General features: G+C 46.2%; 19 protein-coding genes and 1 pseudogene. 12 read left to right on the top strand and 8 right to left on the bottom strand.

Going from position 1 to position 20,429, the window contains the following annotated elements; translation table 11 throughout:
* Nucleotides 1-118: 118 nt before the first annotated feature.
* On the bottom strand, nt 119-2,440 hold the full coding sequence (locus ICN36_RS04305) for an NADP-dependent malic enzyme (protein ID WP_216227172.1): 2,322 nt from the start codon (nt 2,438-2,440) through the stop codon (nt 119-121).
* A 105-nt stretch (nt 2,441-2,545) separates the two neighbouring features.
* On the opposite strand from ICN36_RS04305, the gene thiL reads away from it, so the two are divergent.
* The 3 genes from thiL to ICN36_RS04290 are packed head-to-tail and all read left to right on the top strand — an operon-like array spanning nt 2,546 to nt 4,616.
* Nucleotides 2,546-3,571 (top strand): thiamine-phosphate kinase, encoded by a 1,026-nt coding sequence (gene thiL, locus ICN36_RS04300; protein ID WP_216227171.1) that lies wholly within the window; start codon nt 2,546-2,548, stop codon nt 3,569-3,571.
* Complete coding sequence (locus ICN36_RS04295) at nt 3,568-4,131, top strand: phosphatidylglycerophosphatase A (protein WP_216227170.1); 564 nt, start codon at nt 3,568-3,570, stop codon at nt 4,129-4,131. The genes thiL and ICN36_RS04295 overlap by 4 nt, the downstream gene beginning before the upstream one ends.
* Nucleotides 4,132-4,136: 5 nt before the next feature.
* Complete coding sequence (locus ICN36_RS04290) at nt 4,137-4,616, top strand: CinA family protein (protein ID WP_216227169.1); 480 nt, start codon at nt 4,137-4,139, stop codon at nt 4,614-4,616.
* Nucleotides 4,617-4,659: 43 nt separating this feature from the next.
* Here the strand turns inward: ICN36_RS04290 and corA are convergent, their stop codons facing one another.
* Nucleotides 4,660-5,625 carry a magnesium/cobalt transporter CorA gene (corA, locus tag ICN36_RS04285; RefSeq protein ID WP_072583348.1) on the bottom strand — a complete coding sequence of 322 codons (966 nt, stop codon included), beginning with the start codon at nt 5,623-5,625 and terminating at the stop codon, nt 4,660-4,662.
* Nucleotides 5,626-5,759: 134 nt separating this feature from the next.
* Between corA and ICN36_RS04280 the strand changes: the two genes are divergently transcribed.
* Nucleotides 5,760-6,833, top strand: coding sequence for an RNA-guided endonuclease TnpB family protein (locus ICN36_RS04280; protein ID WP_216227168.1), 1,074 nt, complete (start codon nt 5,760-5,762; stop codon nt 6,831-6,833).
* A 57-nt stretch (nt 6,834-6,890) separates the two neighbouring features.
* The gene (gene pyrF / locus ICN36_RS04275; protein ID WP_216154392.1) at nt 6,891-7,736 is read left to right on the top strand and encodes an orotidine-5'-phosphate decarboxylase; all 846 of its coding nucleotides are present in this window, start codon (nt 6,891-6,893) and stop codon (nt 7,734-7,736) included.
* A 19-nt stretch (nt 7,737-7,755) separates the two neighbouring features.
* On the opposite strand, the gene mtgA is transcribed toward pyrF, so the two are convergent.
* Genes mtgA through mpl form a run of 6 tightly spaced genes read right to left on the bottom strand, consistent with a single transcriptional unit; the run spans nt 7,756 to nt 14,523 of the window.
* A complete protein-coding gene (mtgA, locus tag ICN36_RS04270) occupies nt 7,756-8,511 on the bottom strand; it encodes a monofunctional biosynthetic peptidoglycan transglycosylase (protein WP_216227167.1) in 756 nt (251 codons plus the stop codon).
* A 9-nt stretch (nt 8,512-8,520) separates the two neighbouring features.
* The gene (gene aroE / locus ICN36_RS04265; RefSeq protein WP_216227166.1) at nt 8,521-9,426 is read right to left on the bottom strand and encodes a shikimate dehydrogenase; all 906 of its coding nucleotides are present in this window, start codon (nt 9,424-9,426) and stop codon (nt 8,521-8,523) included.
* A 44-nt stretch (nt 9,427-9,470) separates the two neighbouring features.
* Nucleotides 9,471-10,373 carry an energy transducer TonB gene (locus ICN36_RS04260; protein ID WP_255531231.1) on the bottom strand — a complete coding sequence of 301 codons (903 nt, stop codon included), beginning with the start codon at nt 10,371-10,373 and terminating at the stop codon, nt 9,471-9,473.
* On the bottom strand, nt 10,342-12,366 hold the full coding sequence (locus ICN36_RS04255) for a ribonuclease catalytic domain-containing protein (protein WP_216227165.1): 2,025 nt from the start codon (nt 12,364-12,366) through the stop codon (nt 10,342-10,344). Before ICN36_RS04255 ends, ICN36_RS04260 begins: the two co-directional genes overlap by 32 nt.
* A 2-nt stretch (nt 12,367-12,368) precedes the next feature.
* Complete coding sequence (gene fabG / locus ICN36_RS04250) at nt 12,369-13,103, bottom strand: 3-oxoacyl-ACP reductase FabG (RefSeq protein WP_216227164.1); 735 nt, start codon at nt 13,101-13,103, stop codon at nt 12,369-12,371.
* Between the two features lie 19 nt (nt 13,104-13,122).
* Nucleotides 13,123-14,523 (bottom strand): UDP-N-acetylmuramate:L-alanyl-gamma-D-glutamyl-meso-diaminopimelate ligase, encoded by a 1,401-nt coding sequence (gene mpl / locus ICN36_RS04245; protein ID WP_216227163.1) that lies wholly within the window; start codon nt 14,521-14,523, stop codon nt 13,123-13,125.
* A 26-nt stretch (nt 14,524-14,549) separates the two neighbouring features.
* Between mpl and ICN36_RS04240 the strand changes: the two genes are divergently transcribed.
* The 7 genes and pseudogenes from ICN36_RS04240 to ICN36_RS04215 all read left to right on the top strand — a co-directional run bounded on the left by ICN36_RS04240 (nt 14,550) and on the right by ICN36_RS04215 (nt 20,252).
* A complete protein-coding gene (locus ICN36_RS04240) occupies nt 14,550-15,077 on the top strand; it encodes a TlpA disulfide reductase family protein (RefSeq protein WP_216227162.1) in 528 nt (175 codons plus the stop codon).
* Nucleotides 15,078-15,306: 229 nt separating this feature from the next.
* A complete protein-coding gene (aroQ, locus tag ICN36_RS04235) occupies nt 15,307-15,756 on the top strand; it encodes a type II 3-dehydroquinate dehydratase (protein WP_216227161.1) in 450 nt (149 codons plus the stop codon).
* Between the two features lie 36 nt (nt 15,757-15,792).
* Entirely contained in the window at nt 15,793-16,254 is a 462-nt protein-coding gene (gene accB / locus ICN36_RS04230) for an acetyl-CoA carboxylase biotin carboxyl carrier protein (RefSeq protein ID WP_216227160.1), read from the top strand.
* Between the two features lie 65 nt (nt 16,255-16,319).
* Nucleotides 16,320-17,684 carry an acetyl-CoA carboxylase biotin carboxylase subunit gene (accC, locus tag ICN36_RS04225; protein ID WP_216227159.1) on the top strand — a complete coding sequence of 455 codons (1,365 nt, stop codon included), beginning with the start codon at nt 16,320-16,322 and terminating at the stop codon, nt 17,682-17,684.
* Nucleotides 17,685-17,718: 34 nt separating this feature from the next.
* Nucleotides 17,719-18,639: pseudogene (gene prmA, locus ICN36_RS12005) on the top strand (50S ribosomal protein L11 methyltransferase); the annotation flags it as partial.
* On the top strand, nt 18,628-19,248 hold the full coding sequence (locus ICN36_RS12000) for a DUF3426 domain-containing protein (protein ID WP_255531236.1): 621 nt from the start codon (nt 18,628-18,630) through the stop codon (nt 19,246-19,248). The pseudogene prmA and the gene ICN36_RS12000, both read left to right, overlap by 12 nt.
* Before the next feature lie 44 nt (nt 19,249-19,292).
* On the top strand, nt 19,293-20,252 hold the full coding sequence (locus tag ICN36_RS04215; RefSeq protein ID WP_216227157.1) for a carbohydrate kinase family protein: 960 nt from the start codon (nt 19,293-19,295) through the stop codon (nt 20,250-20,252).
* Nucleotides 20,253-20,429: the final 177 nt, after the last annotated feature.

Raw genomic sequence — 20,429 nt, 5'->3', positions numbered from 1 at the left:
AGGTTACCCGTAACACGCCATCAAATCAAGCCCAAATACAGTGCTTTTTATGTAAAGCACTGATTTATATAGAAATAATTTATGTGAGTTATTGCTAACTTACATAGATTATAAGTACTTAGGTAATGCCTCTTGCATTGCTTGCAGCCTCTACAACCGCCAAAGTCGTCACATTAACAATACGGCGCACAGTTGCGGCTGGAGTGAGAATATGAATTGGCTTAGCAACACCCAATAACAATGGGCCAATTGCAATGCCATTACCGGCAGCTGTTTTTAACAAGTTGTAGGAAATGTTTGCGGCATCGATATTTGGCAATACCAGCAAATTAGCATCGCCTTTCAGCGAAGACGAAGATACCGCGCCTTCACGAATGCTTGCATCCAAAGCGCTATCGCCATGCATTTCTCCATCAACCTCTAAGGTTGGATCCGCTTTCTGAAGCAATGCCAACACTTCGCGCATTTTGACTGCAGATGGCGCATTGCTTGAACCAAAATTGGAATGGGAAAGTAATGCCACTTTAGGAGCTAGCCCTAGCTTACGCATTTCACTTGCGGCCATGAGAGTGAGATCCGCTAGCTGTTCGGCAGTGGGGTCAAGATTGATATGTGTATCCACCAAGAACACTTGTCGACCCGGCAAAATCAAACCAGACATTGCGCCATAAACATTTGCACCAGGCTCATGCCCAATCACTTCATCGATATACTTTAAGTGAGTGGCTATGTTGCCCACTGTGCCCGAGATCATGCCGTCTGCCATGCCTTTTTGAATTAATAGACTACCAATCAAACTATTGCGGCGGCGTACTTCCAACTTAGCAAAAGACTGTGTAACGCCCTTGCGCTCAGTAAGAGCCAGGTAGGTTTGCCAGAAATCACGGAAGCGCGAATCATTCTCTGGATTAACAATTTCAAAGTCATCGCCTGCTTTCATACGCAGACCAAACTTCTCAATACGATGCTCAATAACGGCTGGGCGGCCAATCAGAATCGGTGTAGCAAGATGCTCATCAATAATGATCTGAACTGCACGCAATACGCGCTCGTCTTCACCCTCGGCAAACACAATGCGTTTTTGATTTGCTGGTACGCGCTTCGCAATACTAAAGAGCGGCTTCATCAACGTACCTGAGTGGTACACGAATTGCTGCAACTGATTACGATACGCATCGAAATCTTTAATCGGTCGTGAAGCAACACCATCATCCATTGCTGCCTTAGCAACCGCAGGAGCAATGACTGTAATAAGGCGCGGATCAAATGGTTTTGGAATGAGGTACTCAGGGCCAAAAGATAAGTTATCAAGACCGTAAACAGAGGCAACTACTTCACTCTGCTCTGCTTGGGCCAGCTCCGCTACAGCCTTTACAGCTGCAACTTCCATGCCACGAGTAATCGTTGTTGCACCCACATCCAAAGCACCGCGGAAGATAAATGGGAAACACAAGACGTTGTTCACTTGGTTCGGATAGTCAGTTCGGCCCGTTGCCATCACTGCATCTGGACGAACAGCTTTTACTTCTTCAGGCAAGATTTCTGGGGTTGGATTTGCTAAGGCATATACCAATGGATTTGGCGCCATCTTCTTGACCATATCTTGCTTGAGCACGCCACCAGCAGAAAGACCTAGGAAAATATCCGCACCTTCAATCGCTTGATCTAGTGTGCGTAAATCGGTGTCTTGGCAGAATGGTTCCTTCTCAGGATCCATCAATTCTTTACGGCCTTTGTAGGCAACGCCGGCTAGGTCAGTAACCCAAATATTTTTACGCTGAATACCTAAATCAACCAATAGATCTAAACAGGCTAAGGCAGCAGCACCCGCTCCAGAAGTAACGAGTTTTACTTCTTCTACTTTTTTACCAACTACCTTCAAACCATTGAGGATAGCGGCTGCAACCACAATCGCTGTACCGTGCTGATCATCGTGGAAGACCGGAATCTTCATACGTGCTTGCAACTTACGCTCGACTACAAAACAGTCAGGCGCTTTAATATCTTCTAAATTAATGCCGCCAAACGTTGGCTCTAGTGCTGCAATGATTTCTACCAACTTATCAGGATCGTTTTCATTCACTTCGATATCGAAAACATCAATACCAGCAAACTTCTTAAAAAGAACTGCTTTACCTTCCATCACTGGCTTACTTGCTAGTGGTCCGATATTTCCTAAACCTAAAACAGCTGTACCGTTCGTAATGACGCCAACTAAATTTCCGCGCGCTGTGTACTTGAAAGCATTCGCTGGATCTTTAACAATCTCTTCGCAAGGAGCCGCAACACCAGGCGTGTATGCCAGTGCTAAGTCTCGTTGATTGGTTAATTGTTTTGTAGGAGCAATTTCAATTTTGCCCGGAGTCGGAAACTCGTGATACTGAAGGGCTGCCTCTCTTAAGGCTGCAATTTGTTGTTCTTTACTGTTTTCTTTGCTCATTCACTAACTCGCTAAGTTTTGTCTTATCTTCATTTATCTAAGACTTATAAGACTTCAATTCTATTCCTCTCGGGCATTGACCTCATAACCACCATAAAATAGGGCATGTCTTCTAGCTCCACCCCCCTCGGTGAATTTGACCTAATCGATCGTTTCTTTAAAACCGGTGCCGATTCCTTGCGCACCAGTGCAGATGAAGCAATTGCCTTGGGCATTGGCGATGACTGCGCCCTAATTAAACCGCCAGCAAATGAAGAAATTGCCATTACCAGCGATATGTTGGTTGAGGGCAGGCACTTTTTTGTAGGTGCTGACCCCGCCCTATTGGCGCGCAAAGCCCTAGCTGTCAACCTTTCAGACCTGGCTGCCATGGGTGCAAGACCCCTAGGATTTACCTTAGCCATTGCGCTACCAGCAGTTGACGAGTCCTGGCTAGCAGCTTTTTCTAAGGGGCTTTTTGATATTGCCAAAGAGTATTCCTGCCCCCTGATTGGTGGCGACACCACTGCTGGGCCCCTCACTATCTCAATCACCGCTTTTGGTGGCATCCCCACCGGAAAAGCCATTCGTCGATCCGGCGCAAAGGCAGGTAATGATGTTTGGGTTTCAGGCACGGTTGGAGATGCAAGGCTATCTCTTGCTGCACTGCGTCATGAAATTAATCTGTCTAGCGAAGATTTGCGGCAAGTCGAACACCGCATGCATCAACCAACGCCACGAATTGAATTGGGTATGCAGCTAAGAAATGTTGCCACTGCAGCGCTAGATATCTCTGATGGATTGCTAGGTGACTTAGGTCATATATTGAAGCAGTCACAAGTCAATGCAGAAATTACTTTGGATAAATTACCAAAATCCATCACACTTCAAAAACAAAACTTAGCTATTCAAAATCAATTTGCTGCGTGCGGCGGCGATGATTATGAACTTTGCTTTACAGCACCCTCAAGTCAGCGCGACAAAATTCAAGCGATCAGTAAGTCACTTAACTTACCATTAACCCTCATTGGAAAAATACTTCCAATGAGAGATAGTGAAGCAAAGGTATATTTGCTAGATACCACGGGCACTCTTCTGAGCAATTTACAAGCAGCCCCTTTTCTCAACTCATTTGATCACTTTGCATCATGACTAATATTGAGCATTCTGCACAAGTGCAACCAAACATTAAATGGGTTTTTCAAACTGCCAGTCGCACGCTTGCCTTTGGTTTTGGCAGCGGCTTAAGCCCTGTAGCGCCGGGCACTGCAGGTACCCTCTGGGCTTGGGCAGCTTTTCTAATAGGCGAATACTTCCTCAGCACAGAAGATTTCCTATGGATTATTGGTGGCGGTATTTTGCTTGGCTGCTGGATCTGTGGCTATGTCAGCGAAGAGTTAGGGAAAAAAGATTTTGGTGGAATAGTTTGGGATGAAATTGTTGCCTTTTGGTTGGTGCTGATTTTCATCATGCCAACCACTATTTGGATGCAGATCATTGCTTTCGCACTGTTCCGATATTTTGATGCAATGAAACCTGGTCCTATTGGAATCATTGATCGTCACTTTAAAAATACTGCGAGTGATACCACTCAACACTCAAGTTACCTTCAAATACTGTGGCGTGGGTTTGGGATTGTGATTGACGATCTCGCGGCTGCGTTCTGCACGCTGCTCGTAATGGCTTTAATACAATTCTTGATTAAATCATGAGTCTAATGAACGCAAGCGACCTTACTAAAACTCTTGCCCAGATTTTGCTTTCTAGAAATTGGACGGTATCGTTAGCGGAATCTTGTACTGGTGGACTTGTCTGCGCCATCCTGACCGAGTTAGCGGGCTCCAGTGAGTGGTTTGAGCGGGGCTACATCACTTATAGCAATGAAGCCAAAACCGAGTGCCTTGATGTTTCTGCCCAGCTAATTGAGTCCTATGGAGCGGTAAGTGAGCAAGTAGCCAAGGCCATGGCAGAGGGCGCCCGCATGAATTCAGGAAGTAATGTGGCCATTTCCATTACCGGCGTAGCGGGGCCATCAGGGGGCTCAATCGAAAAACCAGTGGGAACTGTCTGTTTTGGCTGGGCTACCGAGAATCAAGTCTTAGCGAAAACCATGCACTTTGACGGTGATCGTCACGCGATCAGGCAACAGGCAGTGGAATTTGCACTGACTGAGTTAATTGCCCTACTCAGAAGTTAAGCGCATATTCATACTGCCAATTGCTAAAGCACTAATACACTAATTACTTCATCCAGCCTTTGCTGTGGAAGTACCAAAGTGGGATGATTGCTGAAATAACCATTGCAACAATCGCCATTGGATAACCCCAAGTAGCATCTAACTCGGGCATATGTTTGTAGTTCATACCCCAAATACTTGCAAGTAGTGTTGGTGGCATTAAAGCTACGGATACCACCGAGAAGATCTTAATAATCTTGGACTGGTTCAAGTTAATGAAGCCGACGGTTGCATCCATCAAGAAGTTAATCTTGTCGAATAAGAAAGCAGTATGGTTTTCCAAAGAATCAATGTCGCGCAAAATTTGACGCGCTTCTTCTTGCTGCTCATCCGATAGTAGTTTGCTGCGCATTAAGAAAGACAAGGCTCTGCGGGTATCCATCACGTTACGACGAATGCGTCCGTTGGTATCTTCCTCTTTGGCAATTGTCTCCAAAACTTGCTCAGCATCAGCATCATTGATGTCATCTTGCAAAACACGTTTTCCAGCTTGCTCAAGGTTTTCATAAACCTCTTCCAAAGCATCGGCAGAATACTCAGCATCCGTTGAATACAAATCAAGCAACACATCTTTTGCATTGCTCACAGAACCAGGACGCAAACGAGCACGCAAGCGAACCAAACGGAACACTGGCAAATCTTCATCATGAATTGAAAACAACACTTGCTTAGTAAGAACAAACGCTACTCGAACGTTACGAGAGGTTTCTTCTTCATCCAATAAGAAATCGGTACGGATATGGAGGTGACCATCATCTGCCTCAAAATAACGAGCAGAAGCTTCTAAGTCACCCAAGTCATCTAACTCAGGCAAAAGTACGCCAAATGCCTCTTTAATCCAGATTAATTCCTCTTCTTCTGGATCAACCACATCAATCCAGATAGGATTGGCATATTGCAACAATTCATTGCGATCTTCGACTTGCTCTTGAGAGAGGCGGCCATTTTGCAGGACGAACAAGTTGATCATGGTGAACTCCTAAGGAATGTGCGCTAGTTTATCAGCCAACGCAAAAGTCACTGCCCCATGAGAGAGGAAGCTATAACAAATAAGAATAAATGATTAATAGCTTTATTTTTAAAAGTACTGTATATAATTACAGCATGTCGGAGTCTAATAAAGCAATTCGAACCCTGCGATTGCGTGTCAAAGATAGACACGCAAAATGCCTTTGTACCCAGGCTCGTGAAGTCAATTTCGTTTGGAATTTTGTAAACGAGCTCTCTGAGAAACATACGCGCCGTACTGGTAAATTTCTCTCAGCATACGACCTAAATCAATACACCACTGGCGCGAGTAAAGAAGGTTTGAGCCTACACAGCCAAACAGTACAAGCAATCAATGAGGAGTTTGTTGCTCGCCGAATGCAGTTTCGCAAAATCCGCCTCTCCTGGCGCAAAAGTGGTGGCGCAAGGCGCTCTCTGGGCTGGATTCCGATTAAAAAATCGGCAATTCGCTACCGCAATGGCCAGCTTCACTACCAAGGCCAGGCAATTAGTCTATGGGAGTCATACGGCTTAGTAGACTACGAACTAGGTTCCGGTTCGTTCTCCGAAGACTCCCGTGGTCGTTGGTATTTCAACACCACAGTCAAAGTAGAGAAGAAACACAATACAGCTACTCAGTCCATAGGTATTGATCTTGGACTAAAAGAATGCGCTGTCACTAGCGATGGGCATCGCCTTATTGGCAGAAATTACCGCCAGCTAGAGCCATCACTGCGCATAGCACAAAGAGCCCATAAGAAATCTTTAGTCAAAGCACTTCATGCCAAGATCAAGAATCGTCGTAAAGACGAGCTCCATAAGTTCTCCACTAAGCTCGCTCAAGAGTATGGGGCAATATTTGTAGGAAACGTATCCAGTAACAAACTCATTAAGACAAGAATGGCCAAATCTACGCTAGATGCTGGATGGTCGTCACTCAAAACCATGTTGGAATATAAAAGCGCTTACGCTGGCGGGGTATTTGAGGTAATTAATGAGTTTTACACAACCCAGACTTGTTCGTGCTGCGGCTCTATAGCCACCAGCAGTCCGAAAGGTAGAATAGGTTTGCGAATAATAGAATGGACTTGTTCAGATTGTGGTTCGGTGAATGACCGCGACCTCAATGCAGCCAAGAATATTCTTGCGCTCGGACATGAGCGTCTCGCAGGAGGAATCCCTACCAATTAAGGAGGGGAAGATGTCAACCTATAGAGCATGACAGTTTCACTAAAAACCTTGATCTCAATGAACTCTCACTTAAATACCTTTAACCAGCAACTCCAGTCCGCATGGGCTTCCCAAGGCAGCATGCTGTGCGTTGGTTTTGACCCAGACCCAAAGCGCTTACCTCAAGCCCTGCAAGGGAGCCCCGAGGGCATCTATGAGTTCTGTCGAGAAATCGCCGATGCGACTGCAGATTTGGTCTGCGCATTCAAACCCCAATTTGCCTACTTTGCCTCCCAAAGAGCAGAGGCTCAGTTAGAAAAACTCATCAAGCATCTCAAAGATAAATACCCTCATATCCCCGTAATCCTCGATTCCAAACGGGGAGATATCGGCAGTACCGCTGACCATTACGCTCTCGAGGCCTTTGATCGCTACGGCGCTGATGCAGTGACCGTGAATCCGTATATGGGGTTTGACACGATTGAGCCTTACCTAAAACATTCAGGTAAAGGAGTTATTGTGCTGTGCCGCACCTCCAATCCCGGTGGATCTGATTTGCAGTTTCTGAATGTGGCTCCCAACGGAGAACCTCTTTATCTTCATGTAGCCAAGTTGGCTGCACAACAGTGGAATAGTTCTGATCAAATCAGCTTGGTGGTCGGTGCAACCTTCCCAGAAGAAATCGCTAAAGTACGCGCCATTGTTGGTGAAATGCCTTTGTTGATTCCAGGGATTGGCGCGCAAGGAGGCGATATTGATGCCACAGTCAGCGCTGGAAAAATAGCAGGCAAGCCAGGAACTGGAATGATCATTAATTCCTCAAGAGCTATTCTGTATGCCAGCTCAGGGGCTGATTTTGCCCAGGCTGCTAGAGCGGTTGCCATGAGCACTCGTGATGCACTCAGGGCAGCTGCAAGCAAGTAATTTATTTACTTTATTTTCTTTATTTGCTTGTACCGCTTTTGGGGTAAGGCGCTAAAGCCACTCGGTCCATATTTTCTAAGATAAATTCTTGTCGAGCAGAATAGTTAATACTTCCTCGACGGCAATACTGCTGCTTATCAAAACACTTGGGTGCCGGCAGGGCTGAAGCAAGAGCAGCAGCTTGCTCCCGATTTAGTCCCGCTGGAGTGGAAGCGTAATAGTGTTGAGAGGCAGCACCAACCCCAAAAATACCTTCACCCCACTCTACCGAATTAAGATAAATCTCAAATAATCTCTGCTTTGAGAGTGTTAGCTCTAAGAGCCCTGTAATGATGAGCTCTTGACCCTTGCGTAAATAGTTTTGCTCTGACGATAAAAATAAATTTTTGGCTAATTGTTGCGTAATGGTGGACCCACCCCGTAAAACCGTCTTAGATTTATTGCCTGCTTGGGCTTTTTGTTGATTCTGCTGTTGATTTTTCTGCCAAGCTTTTTGCATATCCTCAACCCGCACACCTTTATGCTGAAAGAAAATGTCGTCTTCGCTAACCAAAACAGCGCGCTTGAGATTATTGGATATCTTTTCATAAGGCGTCCATTTGGACTGCATAGAACAATTCCAATGCCAGGTACATAAACGCCAGTGCTCGGCTCTCTGAAACGCAGTGCTACTGGGATCTAAGCCAATCCACAATGCAATTTGTAATGCGAAAAAGATTTGCATAGCCACAAAGCCTGCTAGCAAACATTTCACTGGATAAAGAAGCCAGCGCATTAGAGCAAATTAACTACGTAACTCCGCCAAGACTGCGCGAGGATCTATAGCGGTCGCTAGTTGCGCGCCTCGCCAAAGTAAAAATGCATCAGCCGCTTGTTCAACCAACATCCCAAGACCGTCACTGACGCGTGCACCTCGCTGCAAGGCCTGCTGCATAAAGGCAGTGGTTTTACCGTAAACCATGTCATACGCAAATGAGCTGGGCGCAAAAATATTAGCCACCGCCTTAAGCGTCAAGGGAGATTCATCAGTCAAGCCTGCAGCAGTGGCATTAATCACCAAATCAAATGGATATTGGGTTTTTGCAGCATCTTCTAGTTCTGCCAATGTGCGAGATTCCAGAGCTACTTCGCGTGACCCAGCCAAATCTGCAAAGAGCTTTACCAACTCATCGGCTTTTGCGCTTGATCGATTGGCAATGATGAGGGATTTAGGTGACTGTTCAAGCAATGGGCCAATCACGCCACGGGCAGCCCCGCCAGCACCAATCAATAAAATACGGGCGCTATGGAGCGCAATACCTTGCGCAAGCAAATCACGGACTAAACCAGCGCCATCCGTATTGTCACCAAAAATCTTACCCTCTGTTTTCCATAAAGTATTCACAGCGCCCGCTAATTGCGCGCGCGGGGTTAATACATCAGCTAGATTTTGAGCATCCAGTTTGAATGGCACGGTGACGTTCATGCCCTTGCCACCCGCAGCAAAAAAAGATTTGGTTGCCTGAGCAAATGAATCTATCTCGGGCTGAAGACGGCCATAGTGCATACGCTGCTTAGCTTGCTCTGCAAACCGTTGATGTATTGCTGGAGATTTACTGTGGGTAATAGGATGGCCTGCAACGGCATAAACGTCCACGCCAGCAAAAAGGCTTGGGTCCGTATGTAAGGAGGCGGTATCTGTTGAACTCATATTGACTACAGAATAAGCGAATTTATAAAGTTAGTTAAATTGCTTTAATGCCGTAGCTCTAGACGATCCACACCATCGCGCGTGAACTCAAAAGTAGAGATCCAATCCAAAACATCAATTTGATTACGCATTTCTGATGGAAAAGGACCAAATGGCGCCGAGGCTCTCACAATAGCTATTGCCTGACGGTCTAGCTCAGGGTTACCAGAACTGCGCCCAATGGATAACCCATCCTTGCCTTGGGCGTTAGTCGTGATTCTGCCTTGGTTGTCAACGCTAACCACGATCACCAAACTTCCATATAAGGGGCGTCCATTTGCCCTTGGGAAAAAAGTACCTCCATAAGCCTCAATTTTTTGGCGCATCGCATCGTAGTAATGTGCAAAGGTAACCGCCTTCGTATTGGCGCCAGTTAATACCTTACGCTTCGGTTCCTTGCCATCAGCTTGCAACCGTTTAGCCAGCTCAGCCTCTAAAGAATTTAACTGGGGGGTAATTTTTTGTTCGTCCCCACTCTTTCGACCACCTGAACGCATGCGCTGCTCATCTAACTTTGCGAGCATTTGCTTTTGCTGTTTTTCTAAAATCTCAAGCTTAGCCTCAGCCCCAAGTCTGGCCCGATGAATTGCAGTGGCTTCTTGATTTTCTGTTTTACCACCACCCTGCAAATCAGCCTGCGCCAACTTGTTTGCCCTGAGAGGGGGAGTTTTATTACTGGCATTTACCAATACAACACTCAAGGGGGTATTGAGCCTGCGATTCTGGATTTCCCCAACGCCCCAACGAAACGAAAGGAAAAGAATGTGAATCAGTATCGAAACACACAAGGCAAATCGAAAAGGATAGCGACTCCAAGCGCTATGCAAATAACGCAAGGCCCCACTCAGACTCTCGGGCAATGGAAATTCTAGCGATTTAATCTGAGCTAGCATCTTCTTTGGGAGCATCTGAGGGCTCCGGCTCTACAGCCTTTTCAGGAGCGTCAGCCTTTGCTTCAATCTCGAGCACACGAACACCGGCACTCAGTTGCAGCAAATCGACATCTGCAATCACTACCTCAGCACGAGTCATGCGTGGATGGGTAGCCAACTCGGGAATAGGTAAATGTAAAGGAACCAATTCCACTCTAGACATACCCTCCTTCAGATGACGAACATACACCGTCTTCGATTCACCGTCTTGAGTGATCCAACGCAAACACCAATACTTCTCCAATCGATCCTGAAACTCACCATATGCTTGATAGCAAGATTCAAAATCAGCAGCGATGCCCATTAAGGCTGCATCACGCGGCGGGAAAGGGGCAACCATTTTGGCAGTGACACCATGCTTTGCAAGCGCAATCAATTGCCATTGATTTACCAGATCAGAATATCGACGCAAGGGAGAGGTACACCAGGCGTAATAGTCCAAACCTAAACCTTCATGTGGCCCAGGGGTAGTTTGCATACGGGTGCGTAATGGGCCCCAACCCTTCTGAGTTCTGAATAAACCTGGAAGACCATGGTCTGCAAGCAATTGCCCCGATGCGCTATTACAGAAAATCATCCATTCAGCAACGATGGTATCCAAAATAGATCCGCGTTGGCGTGGCGCGATTTCAACACGCTTTACGCCATCAACATCCTGAATTTGAAAATGAAAGTCTCTCGCTAGCGCATTTGGATCGATAAGACCTAACTGTTCTGCGCGCAAACCATTTGCTACCCGCTTTTCTTGACGTCCTGCATGCAAGTGTTTGGCAGCCTGCCACAAAATCGCTAATTCTTTGCGATAGGGATAGCTTGCACCCTCATCAAGCAGACTCTCTTCGCTCACAAGATGTTCAATATCCTCTAGGCGTAAGTTAGCTGCCATTGGAACCATCTCAGTGCGCATTTGCAGGCTGTCTCGATTGGCAATGCCTTGCGTATCAATATCCACATAGATCGACAGAGCCGGTCTTGGCATACCCTCATCTAATGAGAATTGCTCAATGACTGAATCAGGCAACATCGTAATCTTGTCACCTGGAAAATACACCGTAGACATTCGATTACGCGCCACTTGATCCAATGGATCATCTTTAGTGATGGCCAAGCCAGGCGCAGCGATGTGAATACCCACCCGATGACCACCCTCAATTGGTGTAACTGATAGGGCATCGTCAATCTCGGTAGTACCGGAATCATCAATGGAAAATGCCTGGACCTGAGCAAGAGGTAGCTCAGCAACCGCTGATGCATATGCCAATTGATCAATGCTAATGGCTGGGTTGTGATCCGCACCATTCGGAAAATGGCTTTTCAGAAACATACCTTGGTGATAAGCCAACGGTGAATCAATTGCACCACAACGAATCATGAGTTGAGCAGGCGACTCCCCGGTCTCGGTACAGGCTGCAACTAAAGCCTTATAAGCTGAAGTATTTTTATCGGGTGAAAAAAGTAATTGCTTGGCTGAAGACTTTAGGGACTCAGGGAAGGTGCCAGAAACTAACTCTTGCTGCCAAGCGGATTGTTGTTCAAGCTCTTTTTGCTTGCGCTCTAAAGCAGCTAGACCTGCCTGCAGCTGTTCTAGTGGAGCCCTCTGAAAGCGACCACGACCTTTGCGACGAAAATATACTGGCGCACCTTGCAAGGCGATCGCAAGTCCAACTTGTTGAGCAATACTAGCTTGTGAGCCAAAGTACTCATGTGCCACATCAACTAAACCAAACTCTTCATCAGGTGCGCAATCCCAAAGAAATTGCAAATCAATATCGGCAGTCAGGATATTGGCCTCATCCATTGCAGCTTGAGCATCTGGCTTTTCAAAGCGCAGCCATACTTCTTTTGCCTTGAGTTTGATCTTTTTTCCAGAAAGGCTGGTTGCCTGCCAAGACTCGGAGTCGCCAGAGCCTGAAGCAGACTGTACTGTGGCGATCTTAATGTCGCCACCTTCTTCGTATAAGAGATTCATGCTTAGAGCGAAATCCCGCCGCTGGCCTCTAATGCCACTCCATTGACATAGCTTGCCTCATCGCTAGCTAAGAATAAATACACATTAGCCATTTCCGTTGGAGTACCCAGGCGTCCAAGCCAACTACGCTTTTCAATATCCTTCAAAATATTTTCTGGCATCGCTTTGATCATTTCGGTAGCAATAAAGCCAGGGCAAACTGCATTTACGCGAATGCCTTTAGGGCCTAATTCACGCGCCCATGTTTTTGTAAAACCAATCACGCCAAATTTTGTAGCCGAATAATTAGTTTGCCCAAAATTACCGTAAAGACCCACTACGCTAGAGGCATTCACCACTGCGCCAGAGCCGGCTTCAAGCATGTGAGGCACGATCAATTGGGTGCAATTAAATACACCTTTTAAATTAACATCGATCACAGTGTCGAACTGCGCTTCAGTCATCTTAACCAAGCGCGCATCTTGAGTAATCCCGGCATTATTAATCAAGATATCAATACGTCCATGTTTTTGCATTACCTGATCCACCGTCGACTGAATACTGGCGCGATCAGTAACATTCATAACATAGCCTTCTGCATTGGCTATTAGCGCAACCGCACCATTTACTGCCTCAAGATTGATATCAGCAATGATGACTTTTGCACCCTCTTGTGCAAAGCGCTGGGCTGTAGCGAACCCAATACCCTTAGCGGCGCCGGTAATGATGGCTACTTTATCTTTTAATCTATCGCCCATGATTTGCTTTCTGTATTTTTTACTTCGCCGAAATGGCTTTTAATATTTTTTGATGCACCCCACCAAAACCACCGTTACTCATTACCAAAATATGATCGCCTGGCTTCGCCTCTTGTGCAACCGCATTCACTAGGGCCTCCAGATCATCGAAAGCATGCGCTTTACCCTGCTCTTTTGTATTGAGTGGAGATAAAACCTCCGCCAAATCCCAACCTAAAGATTCTTTGCCGGCATTAGCGCCATAAGCAAAAACTTTATCAGCAGCCAAAAGACTTCCAGGTAGCTGAGCCTTCATTACGCCAAGCTTCATCGTATTCGAGCGTGGCTCTAAAACCGCCAAGATTCGCGCTTTACCAACACGACGACGCAGACCATCAACAGTCGTTGTGATTGCTGTTGGATGATGCGCGAAATCGTCATAGACAGTGATGTCATTTGCAACGCCAATTGTTTCTAAGCGACGTTTTACATTCTTGAACTCAGCCAAAGCACGCGCAGAATCTGCTGGAGAAATACCAATGTGATTGGCACAAGCAATGGCTGCAAGCGCATTAAGTTGATTATGTCTGCCCATCACTCCAGAATCGGGCGCCCACTTCACATTTGCTACCTCTTTACCAGCCTTGCGCACAATGAAGCCATCAGCCTCTTGAGAAATCAATGACCATTCATTGCTTAACTCTTGGCCAAAGCGCTCAACGGGGGCCCAAGCACCACGCGTCATCACACTTGCTAGCGATGGCTCTTCGCCATTCACTACCAATAAGCCATCACTAGGAACGGTGCGTACTAAATGATGAAATTGGGTTTCTATTGCTGCAAGGTCAGAAAAAATATCAGCGTGATCAAACTCTAAATTATTTAGTAAGGCAGTACGTGGACGATAGTGCACAAACTTACTACGCTTATCAAAGAACGCGGTATCGTATTCATCAGCCTCGATAACAAAATATTGACCCTCTCCCAAGCGTGCAGAGACTGTGAAATTGAGGGGCACACCTCCGATGAGATAGCCCGGTTTGTAACCATTGAATTCCAAAATCCAAGCCAACATTGCTGAGGTAGTTGTCTTACCGTGAGTACCGGCAACAGCGAGAACATGTCTTCCATATAAAACTTGTTCGCCCAACCACTGTGGCCCAGAAATATAAGGTAGTCCTTGATTGAGGATTGCTTCCATCAAAGGATTGCCTCGAGAAACCACGTTGCCAATGACAAATAAATCAGGCATGGTCTCAAACTGAGATAATTGATCTAGTGAGAATCCCTCAATCAGTTCGATGCCTTGAGCTTCAAGCTGCGTACTCATTGGTGGATACACGTTGGCATCGCAACCAGTAACGCGATGTCCAGCTTGCCTCGCGATTGCGGCAATGCCGCCCATGAAAGTACCGCAAATGCCCAAGATATGTATATGCATTAGCGAATTTTAGCGAAGGAGTTGCAATGAACCGCAGACAATGGATCATCATCGTCTTAATAAGTCTTTTAGCCCTCCTTGGAGGCGTTCTGACTTCGCAATGGATTTATAAGACTGGCTTAGCAAGCGACCCAGCCGTAAAAGCATTTTTCGCAAACTCTTGGCAAACTCCGGATGGCAAGAATGTTGATACCCAAAAATGGGAAGGAAAAGTCCTCGTGGTGAACTTTTGGGCCTCCTGGTGCCCCCCTTGCGTTGAAGAAATGCCCACTTTAGACAAGCTTCAACAAGAGTTCTCGCAGCAAAATGTCTTATTTGTTGGCATCGGCATCGATTCACCCTCTAATATTCGTGAATTTCTTTCAAAAACACCAGTTAGCTATCCAATTGTGATTGGTGGTCTTGAAGGAAGTAACTTATCCAAGCAGTTAGGAAATTCTCAAGGCGCCCTTCCTTACACCATCATCATTAATGCTAAGGGCAAAGCAACATATAGCAAATTAGGAAAGATAAGCGAAGATGACATCAGAAGTGCGATTAAATCTGCTTTATAGCCATTTTTAATGAATGTTTACTTCTGAACTGTCTTTATAATCTGCCTAATTAATAAGCAATAAATTCAGTATTTTTGAATACTTGCTTTTAAAGGCTTGGAATAATCCTCCTTTAAAAGCAATTTTTGGGCCTTGATCAACCCTTAAAAAGGTATACTTCTCATTAGCAGCATTCGAGCATGAAGTTATTTAGCAATTTAAGCTTAACTGCCTCTAAAAACAGGGATCTATGTCGAAAAAAGCTTCAATTCTCGTAATTCAGGGCCCAAACCTAAATCTATTAGGTACCCGTGAACCTGATGTTTACGGCAAAACCACCCTCGAAGACATTCATCAAAAGCTCGGGGAACTAGCCAAAGCCCAGTCTGTCGACCTTGGCACCTTTCAAAGCAATCATGAAGGCGAGTTAATTGACCGCATTCAAAAAGCCAAACAAGATGGGGTTGATTTCATCATCATTAACCCAGGTGCCTTTACCCATACCAGCGTTGCCTTACGAGATGTCTTGGCCGGGGTAGCCATTCCATTTACTGAAGTCCATCTGTCCAATATTCATCAGCGTGAAGAATTCCGCAAACATTCCTATTTGTCGGATATTGCGGCAGGAGTTATTTGTGGACTTGGCGCAATTGGCTATGAACTAGCCCTACAAGCAGCCATCGCTCGCTTACAGAAGTAAAACTATTTAAAGAATGACAAGAGAGGAAGCACTCGTATGGATCTGAGAAAACTAAAAACCTTGATCGATTTGGTATCTGAATCAGGTATTTCAGAACTCGAAGTAAATGAAGGCGAAGATCGCGTTCGCATTGTCAATGCAGGATCTGCTGCTCCTGCTGGTCAGGTGGTTTACGCCAACCCAGCCCCTACGCAAGTTATGCAAACTGCACCGTTAGCTAGCACTCCAGCTGAAATTGCTGTTGAGACACCAGCGGTTGAAACGGGTTTTGTTGCTCGCTCGCCAATGGTGGGTACTTTCTATCGCGCGCCAAATCCAGAATCTCCGAACTTCGTCAATATTGGCGATACAGTAAAAGTAGGTCAAACTCTTTGCATTATCGAAGCCATGAAGCTGCTTAATGAAATCGAATCCGAGCAAGCTGGTGTGATCAAAGAAATTCTCTGTGAAAACGGTCAAGGTGTTGAATTTGACCAGCCTCTTTTCATCATCGCTTAGTCAATCATCGCCCTTGATGATGCCTAGATTCACTCTAATTCACCGTTACTTAACTCAGAGCCGACATGTTCGATAAGATTCTGATTGCCAATCGGGGAGAAATTGCTCTCCGCATCCAACGCGCGTGCCGCGAGTTGGGAATTAAGACTGTTGTGGTTTATTCCACTGCAGATAAAGAAGCAAAATATGTAAAGCTTGCCGATGAAGCGGTTTGCATTGGACCAGCGCCATCTCCGCTGAGCTACCTCAACATGCCAGCCATTATTTCTGCAGCTGAGGTTACCGATGCAGAAGCCATTCACCCTGGTTATGGCTTCCTATCTGAAAACGCGGACTTTGCTGAGCGCGTAGAAAAATCTGGTTTTGCCTTTATTGGACCCACAGCAGCATCGATTCGCTTAATGGGCGACAAGGTTTCTGCAAAACGCGCCATGATTAAGGCGGGTGTACCTTGCGTTCCTGGATCAGAAGGCGCGCTTCCTGATAATCCAAAAGAAATTATTACTACCGCGAAAAAAGTGGGGTATCCGGTCATTATTAAAGCCGCCGGTGGTGGTGGTGGCCGCGGTATGCGTGTTGTACATACTGAAGCTGCGCTCATCAATGCAGTCAATATGACACGCGAAGAAGCTGGCAGAGCCTTTGGCAACCCAGAAGTCTATATGGAGAAGTTTTTAGAAAAACCTCGCCATGTAGAGATACAGATTTTGGCAGACACCCATGGCAATGCTATTTGGTTGGGTGAGCGTGATTGCTCTATGCAGCGTCGTCACCAAAAAGTGATTGAAGAAGCTCCGGCGCCCGGCATTGACCGTCGCCTCATCGCCAAAATTGGTGAGCGCTGCGCAGAAGCCTGTCGCAAAATTGGTTATCGCGGTGCGGGCACCTTTGAATTTCTCTATGAAGATGGCGAATTCTTCTTCATCGAGATGAATACCCGCGTTCAAGTAGAGCACCCAGTTACCGAAATGATTACCGGTGTGGATATTGTTCAAGAACAAATTCGTATTGCCGCCGGCCTAAAACTCAGTTATCGCCAAAAAGACATTGTTTTCCGTGGTCATGCGATTGAGTGCCGCTTAAATGCCGAAGATCCATTCAAGTTCACCCCGAGTCCAGGAAAAATTGGCTCATTCCACATGCCAGGTGGTCCTGGTATTCGCGTCGACTCTCATGCCTACAGTGGTTATGTGGTTCCATCAAACTACGATTCCATGATTGGCAAGTTGATTTCTTACGGCAACACCCGTGAGCAAGCGATTCGCCGCATGCAAATTGCACTCTCTGAGATGGTGATTGACGGTATTACAACCAACGTCCCACTCCACCGTGAGTTAATGCTGGATCCGAACTTCATTGAAGGTGGCACTAGCATTCACTACTTGGAGCATCGCCTAGAAGAGCAAGCCGCCAGTCGCGGTAAATCCTAATTCATGCAATTGATACAGTTAATGCGAGCATCTCATGTCCTATCGTGAACTGGTATTCACGGTAGCTGCTGAAACTGCTGAGCCTTTGGGCGATGCGCTTTTAGACTTGGGTGCCCTATCCGTCACCGTTGAAGATGACGCTGCCGGTGGCTACGATGAAAACCCACTCTACGGAGAGCCTGGACTTCATCCAGAAGTACAAGCATGGGACAGGTCGTCAGTAACCGCCCTCTTTAATCCTGAAATTGATGCATCTGGTAGCGCAGAATTTATTCCAGAACTCCTTTCTGCTCTCAAAGAGGCGGGCTTTCATCTAAGCCCCCCTCAAGAAAAAACTGTTGAAGAGCAAGATTGGGTTCGCTTAACGCAAAGTCAATTTGCACCCATTCAAATTGGTGAACGCATCTGGGTAGTGCCTTCATGGCACGATGCACCCAGCGATCCAAATGCGATTTGTCTTGCTGTTGATCCAGGCCTTGCATTTGGTACGGGCAGTCACCCTACTACCCATTTGTGCTTACTTTGGCTTGAGCAACAAATCGATTTACAGAATCAAAGCTTGTTGGATTACGGTTGCGGCTCAGGAATATTGGCAATCGCTGCTGCAAAACTCGGTTGCAATCCAGTTATCGGCACCGATATTGATCCTCAAGCCATGGTTGCAGCGCGCAGCAATGCAGAAATCAACAATACGACCATTCGCTTTGTTCTTCCTAACGAAGGCGCCATAGAGCTTGCTGCAGAAACTAAATATGACATCGTGATGGCCAACATCTTGGCTAATCCACTCCAAGTTCTTGCTCCTGCATTGGTTAACAAGATGAAATTGGGTGGAAGAATTGTTTTATCAGGCGTGCTTGCCCGCCAAGCAGAAGAGGTAATTGCAACTTATAGCCAATGGCTCACACTTTCGGTCTGGAAAGAAAGTGAAGGCTGGGTTTGTTTGCATGGAACCTTGAGTCAGGACAAGCAAAGTCAAAAAGAAGCCGTTTTTGCTGCACCTGCTCAAAAAAAAAGTCTTAAGTTAGTCCTCTATGCTGCTTTATTGCTGTTGTTGCTTGTTTTTGGAGAGCATCTCTCTCGCAATTCATTGCTTCCAGCAGTAGCACCACAAGTAGATGGAACATCGAACTCAATTTCTGTTCGTGCGTTTCAACTTTTACAACGCATTGATGCAAAACTTTGTAGTGCACTAGGATGTTTAGATCGCGCTGTAAGCGATTTTGCCGCTTGGAAAATAACTTTGGCTACGCTTGCACCAGAAAACGCGCGAGATGGTCTTAAAAGCCCTGCAAATCAATCTGTGTTGCAAGTTGAGATACAAAATCGTCTAGCGATCACCGTTTTGCCACCAAATTTAGAAATTACTCTGACTGATGCAGAAGAATCTGAAATCAAATCACTGCAATTTACTCCGCAAGAGTGGCTTCCCAAAGCCTGGCAAGATGCACATCCTGATTTTTTAAGAAAAGGTATTCCATCGGGTGAAATTCTGCAGGTGCAATTGCCAATTGTATTGCCGCAAAATGCTGCTGGCTATCGCGTTCGAGTGCTCTACCCTTAATTCCGTTCACCAACACCACATTTACCCCCTACAGAAAGTAATTTATGTCTAGTTTGATCTGTGGCTCTATTGCCTACGACACCATCATGAACTTTGAAGGCAAATTTGCCGATCAAATCCTGCCTGAGCAGATTCATATCCTGAACGTAGCCTTCCTAGTCCCAACTATGCGCCGAGAATTTGGCGGTTGCGCTGGCAATATTGCCTATAACCTTAGTCTCTTGGGTGGCGACCCGATCATCATGGCTACGGTTGGTGGTGATGCTGCTCCGTACATGAGTCGCCTGGAGCAGCTCAAGATTGATGCGAGCCATATTCGCCAGATCGAACATGCCTTTACGGCACAAGCCATGATCACAACAGATCAAGCCAATAATCAGATCACCGCATTTCATCCTGGCGCCATGGGCGAGTCTCACCTCAACCAAGTCTCCACAGTTGTGGCAGAACGTAGCAAGAATGCAAAGGGCCCAGCTAAATTAGGAATCGTTGCGCCCGATGGACGCCAAGGTATGTGGGAGCACTGCCATCAATTGGCTGATGCCAATATTCCTTTTATCTTTGATCCAGGCCAAGGATTACCAATGTTTAACGGTCCAGAGCTTCTCGAATTAGTGGATATCGCCAGCTTCCTGGCAGTAAACGATTATGAGGGGGAGATGCTTTCTCAAAGAACAGGATTAAGTTTGGCAAAAGTAGCCGAGCGCGTTAAGGCACTCATTGTTACCAAAGGCGCTGAAGGTGCTGACATCTACTACGAAGGAAAATGTATTGCTATTCCACCAGTACCAGCAGCAAAAGTAGTCGACCCAACTGGTTGCGGGGATGCGTTCCGCGGCGGATTACTGTTTGGTCTAGAAAACGGTATGGACTGGGAAACCACTGGTCGCCTTGCTAGCCTCATGGGTTCAATCAAAATTACCCACCAAGGACCACAAAATCACCAACTTGGCAAAGATCAGATCTCAGAACAATTTAAAGCGGCGTTTGGCTTTAGATTCTAAGCGCTTCATGTGCGCCTCGACTCGAATCTGAGTCAATCAAACTTTATGATCGAGTAGGGTGAGGGATTACTCCCTCAGCCCTCTCACACCACCGTACGTGCGGTTCCGCATACGGCGGTTCAAATAGCACGCTGAAGATTTTGGTAGGTTACTACCAAAGACACCAGCCCCAGTTGT

It is taken from the genome of Polynucleobacter sp. UK-Gri1-W3, assembly GCF_018881595.1.
Taxonomy (GTDB): Bacteria; Pseudomonadota; Gammaproteobacteria; order Burkholderiales; family Burkholderiaceae; genus Polynucleobacter.
This window is presented reverse-complemented; position numbering and strand designations above follow the sequence as displayed.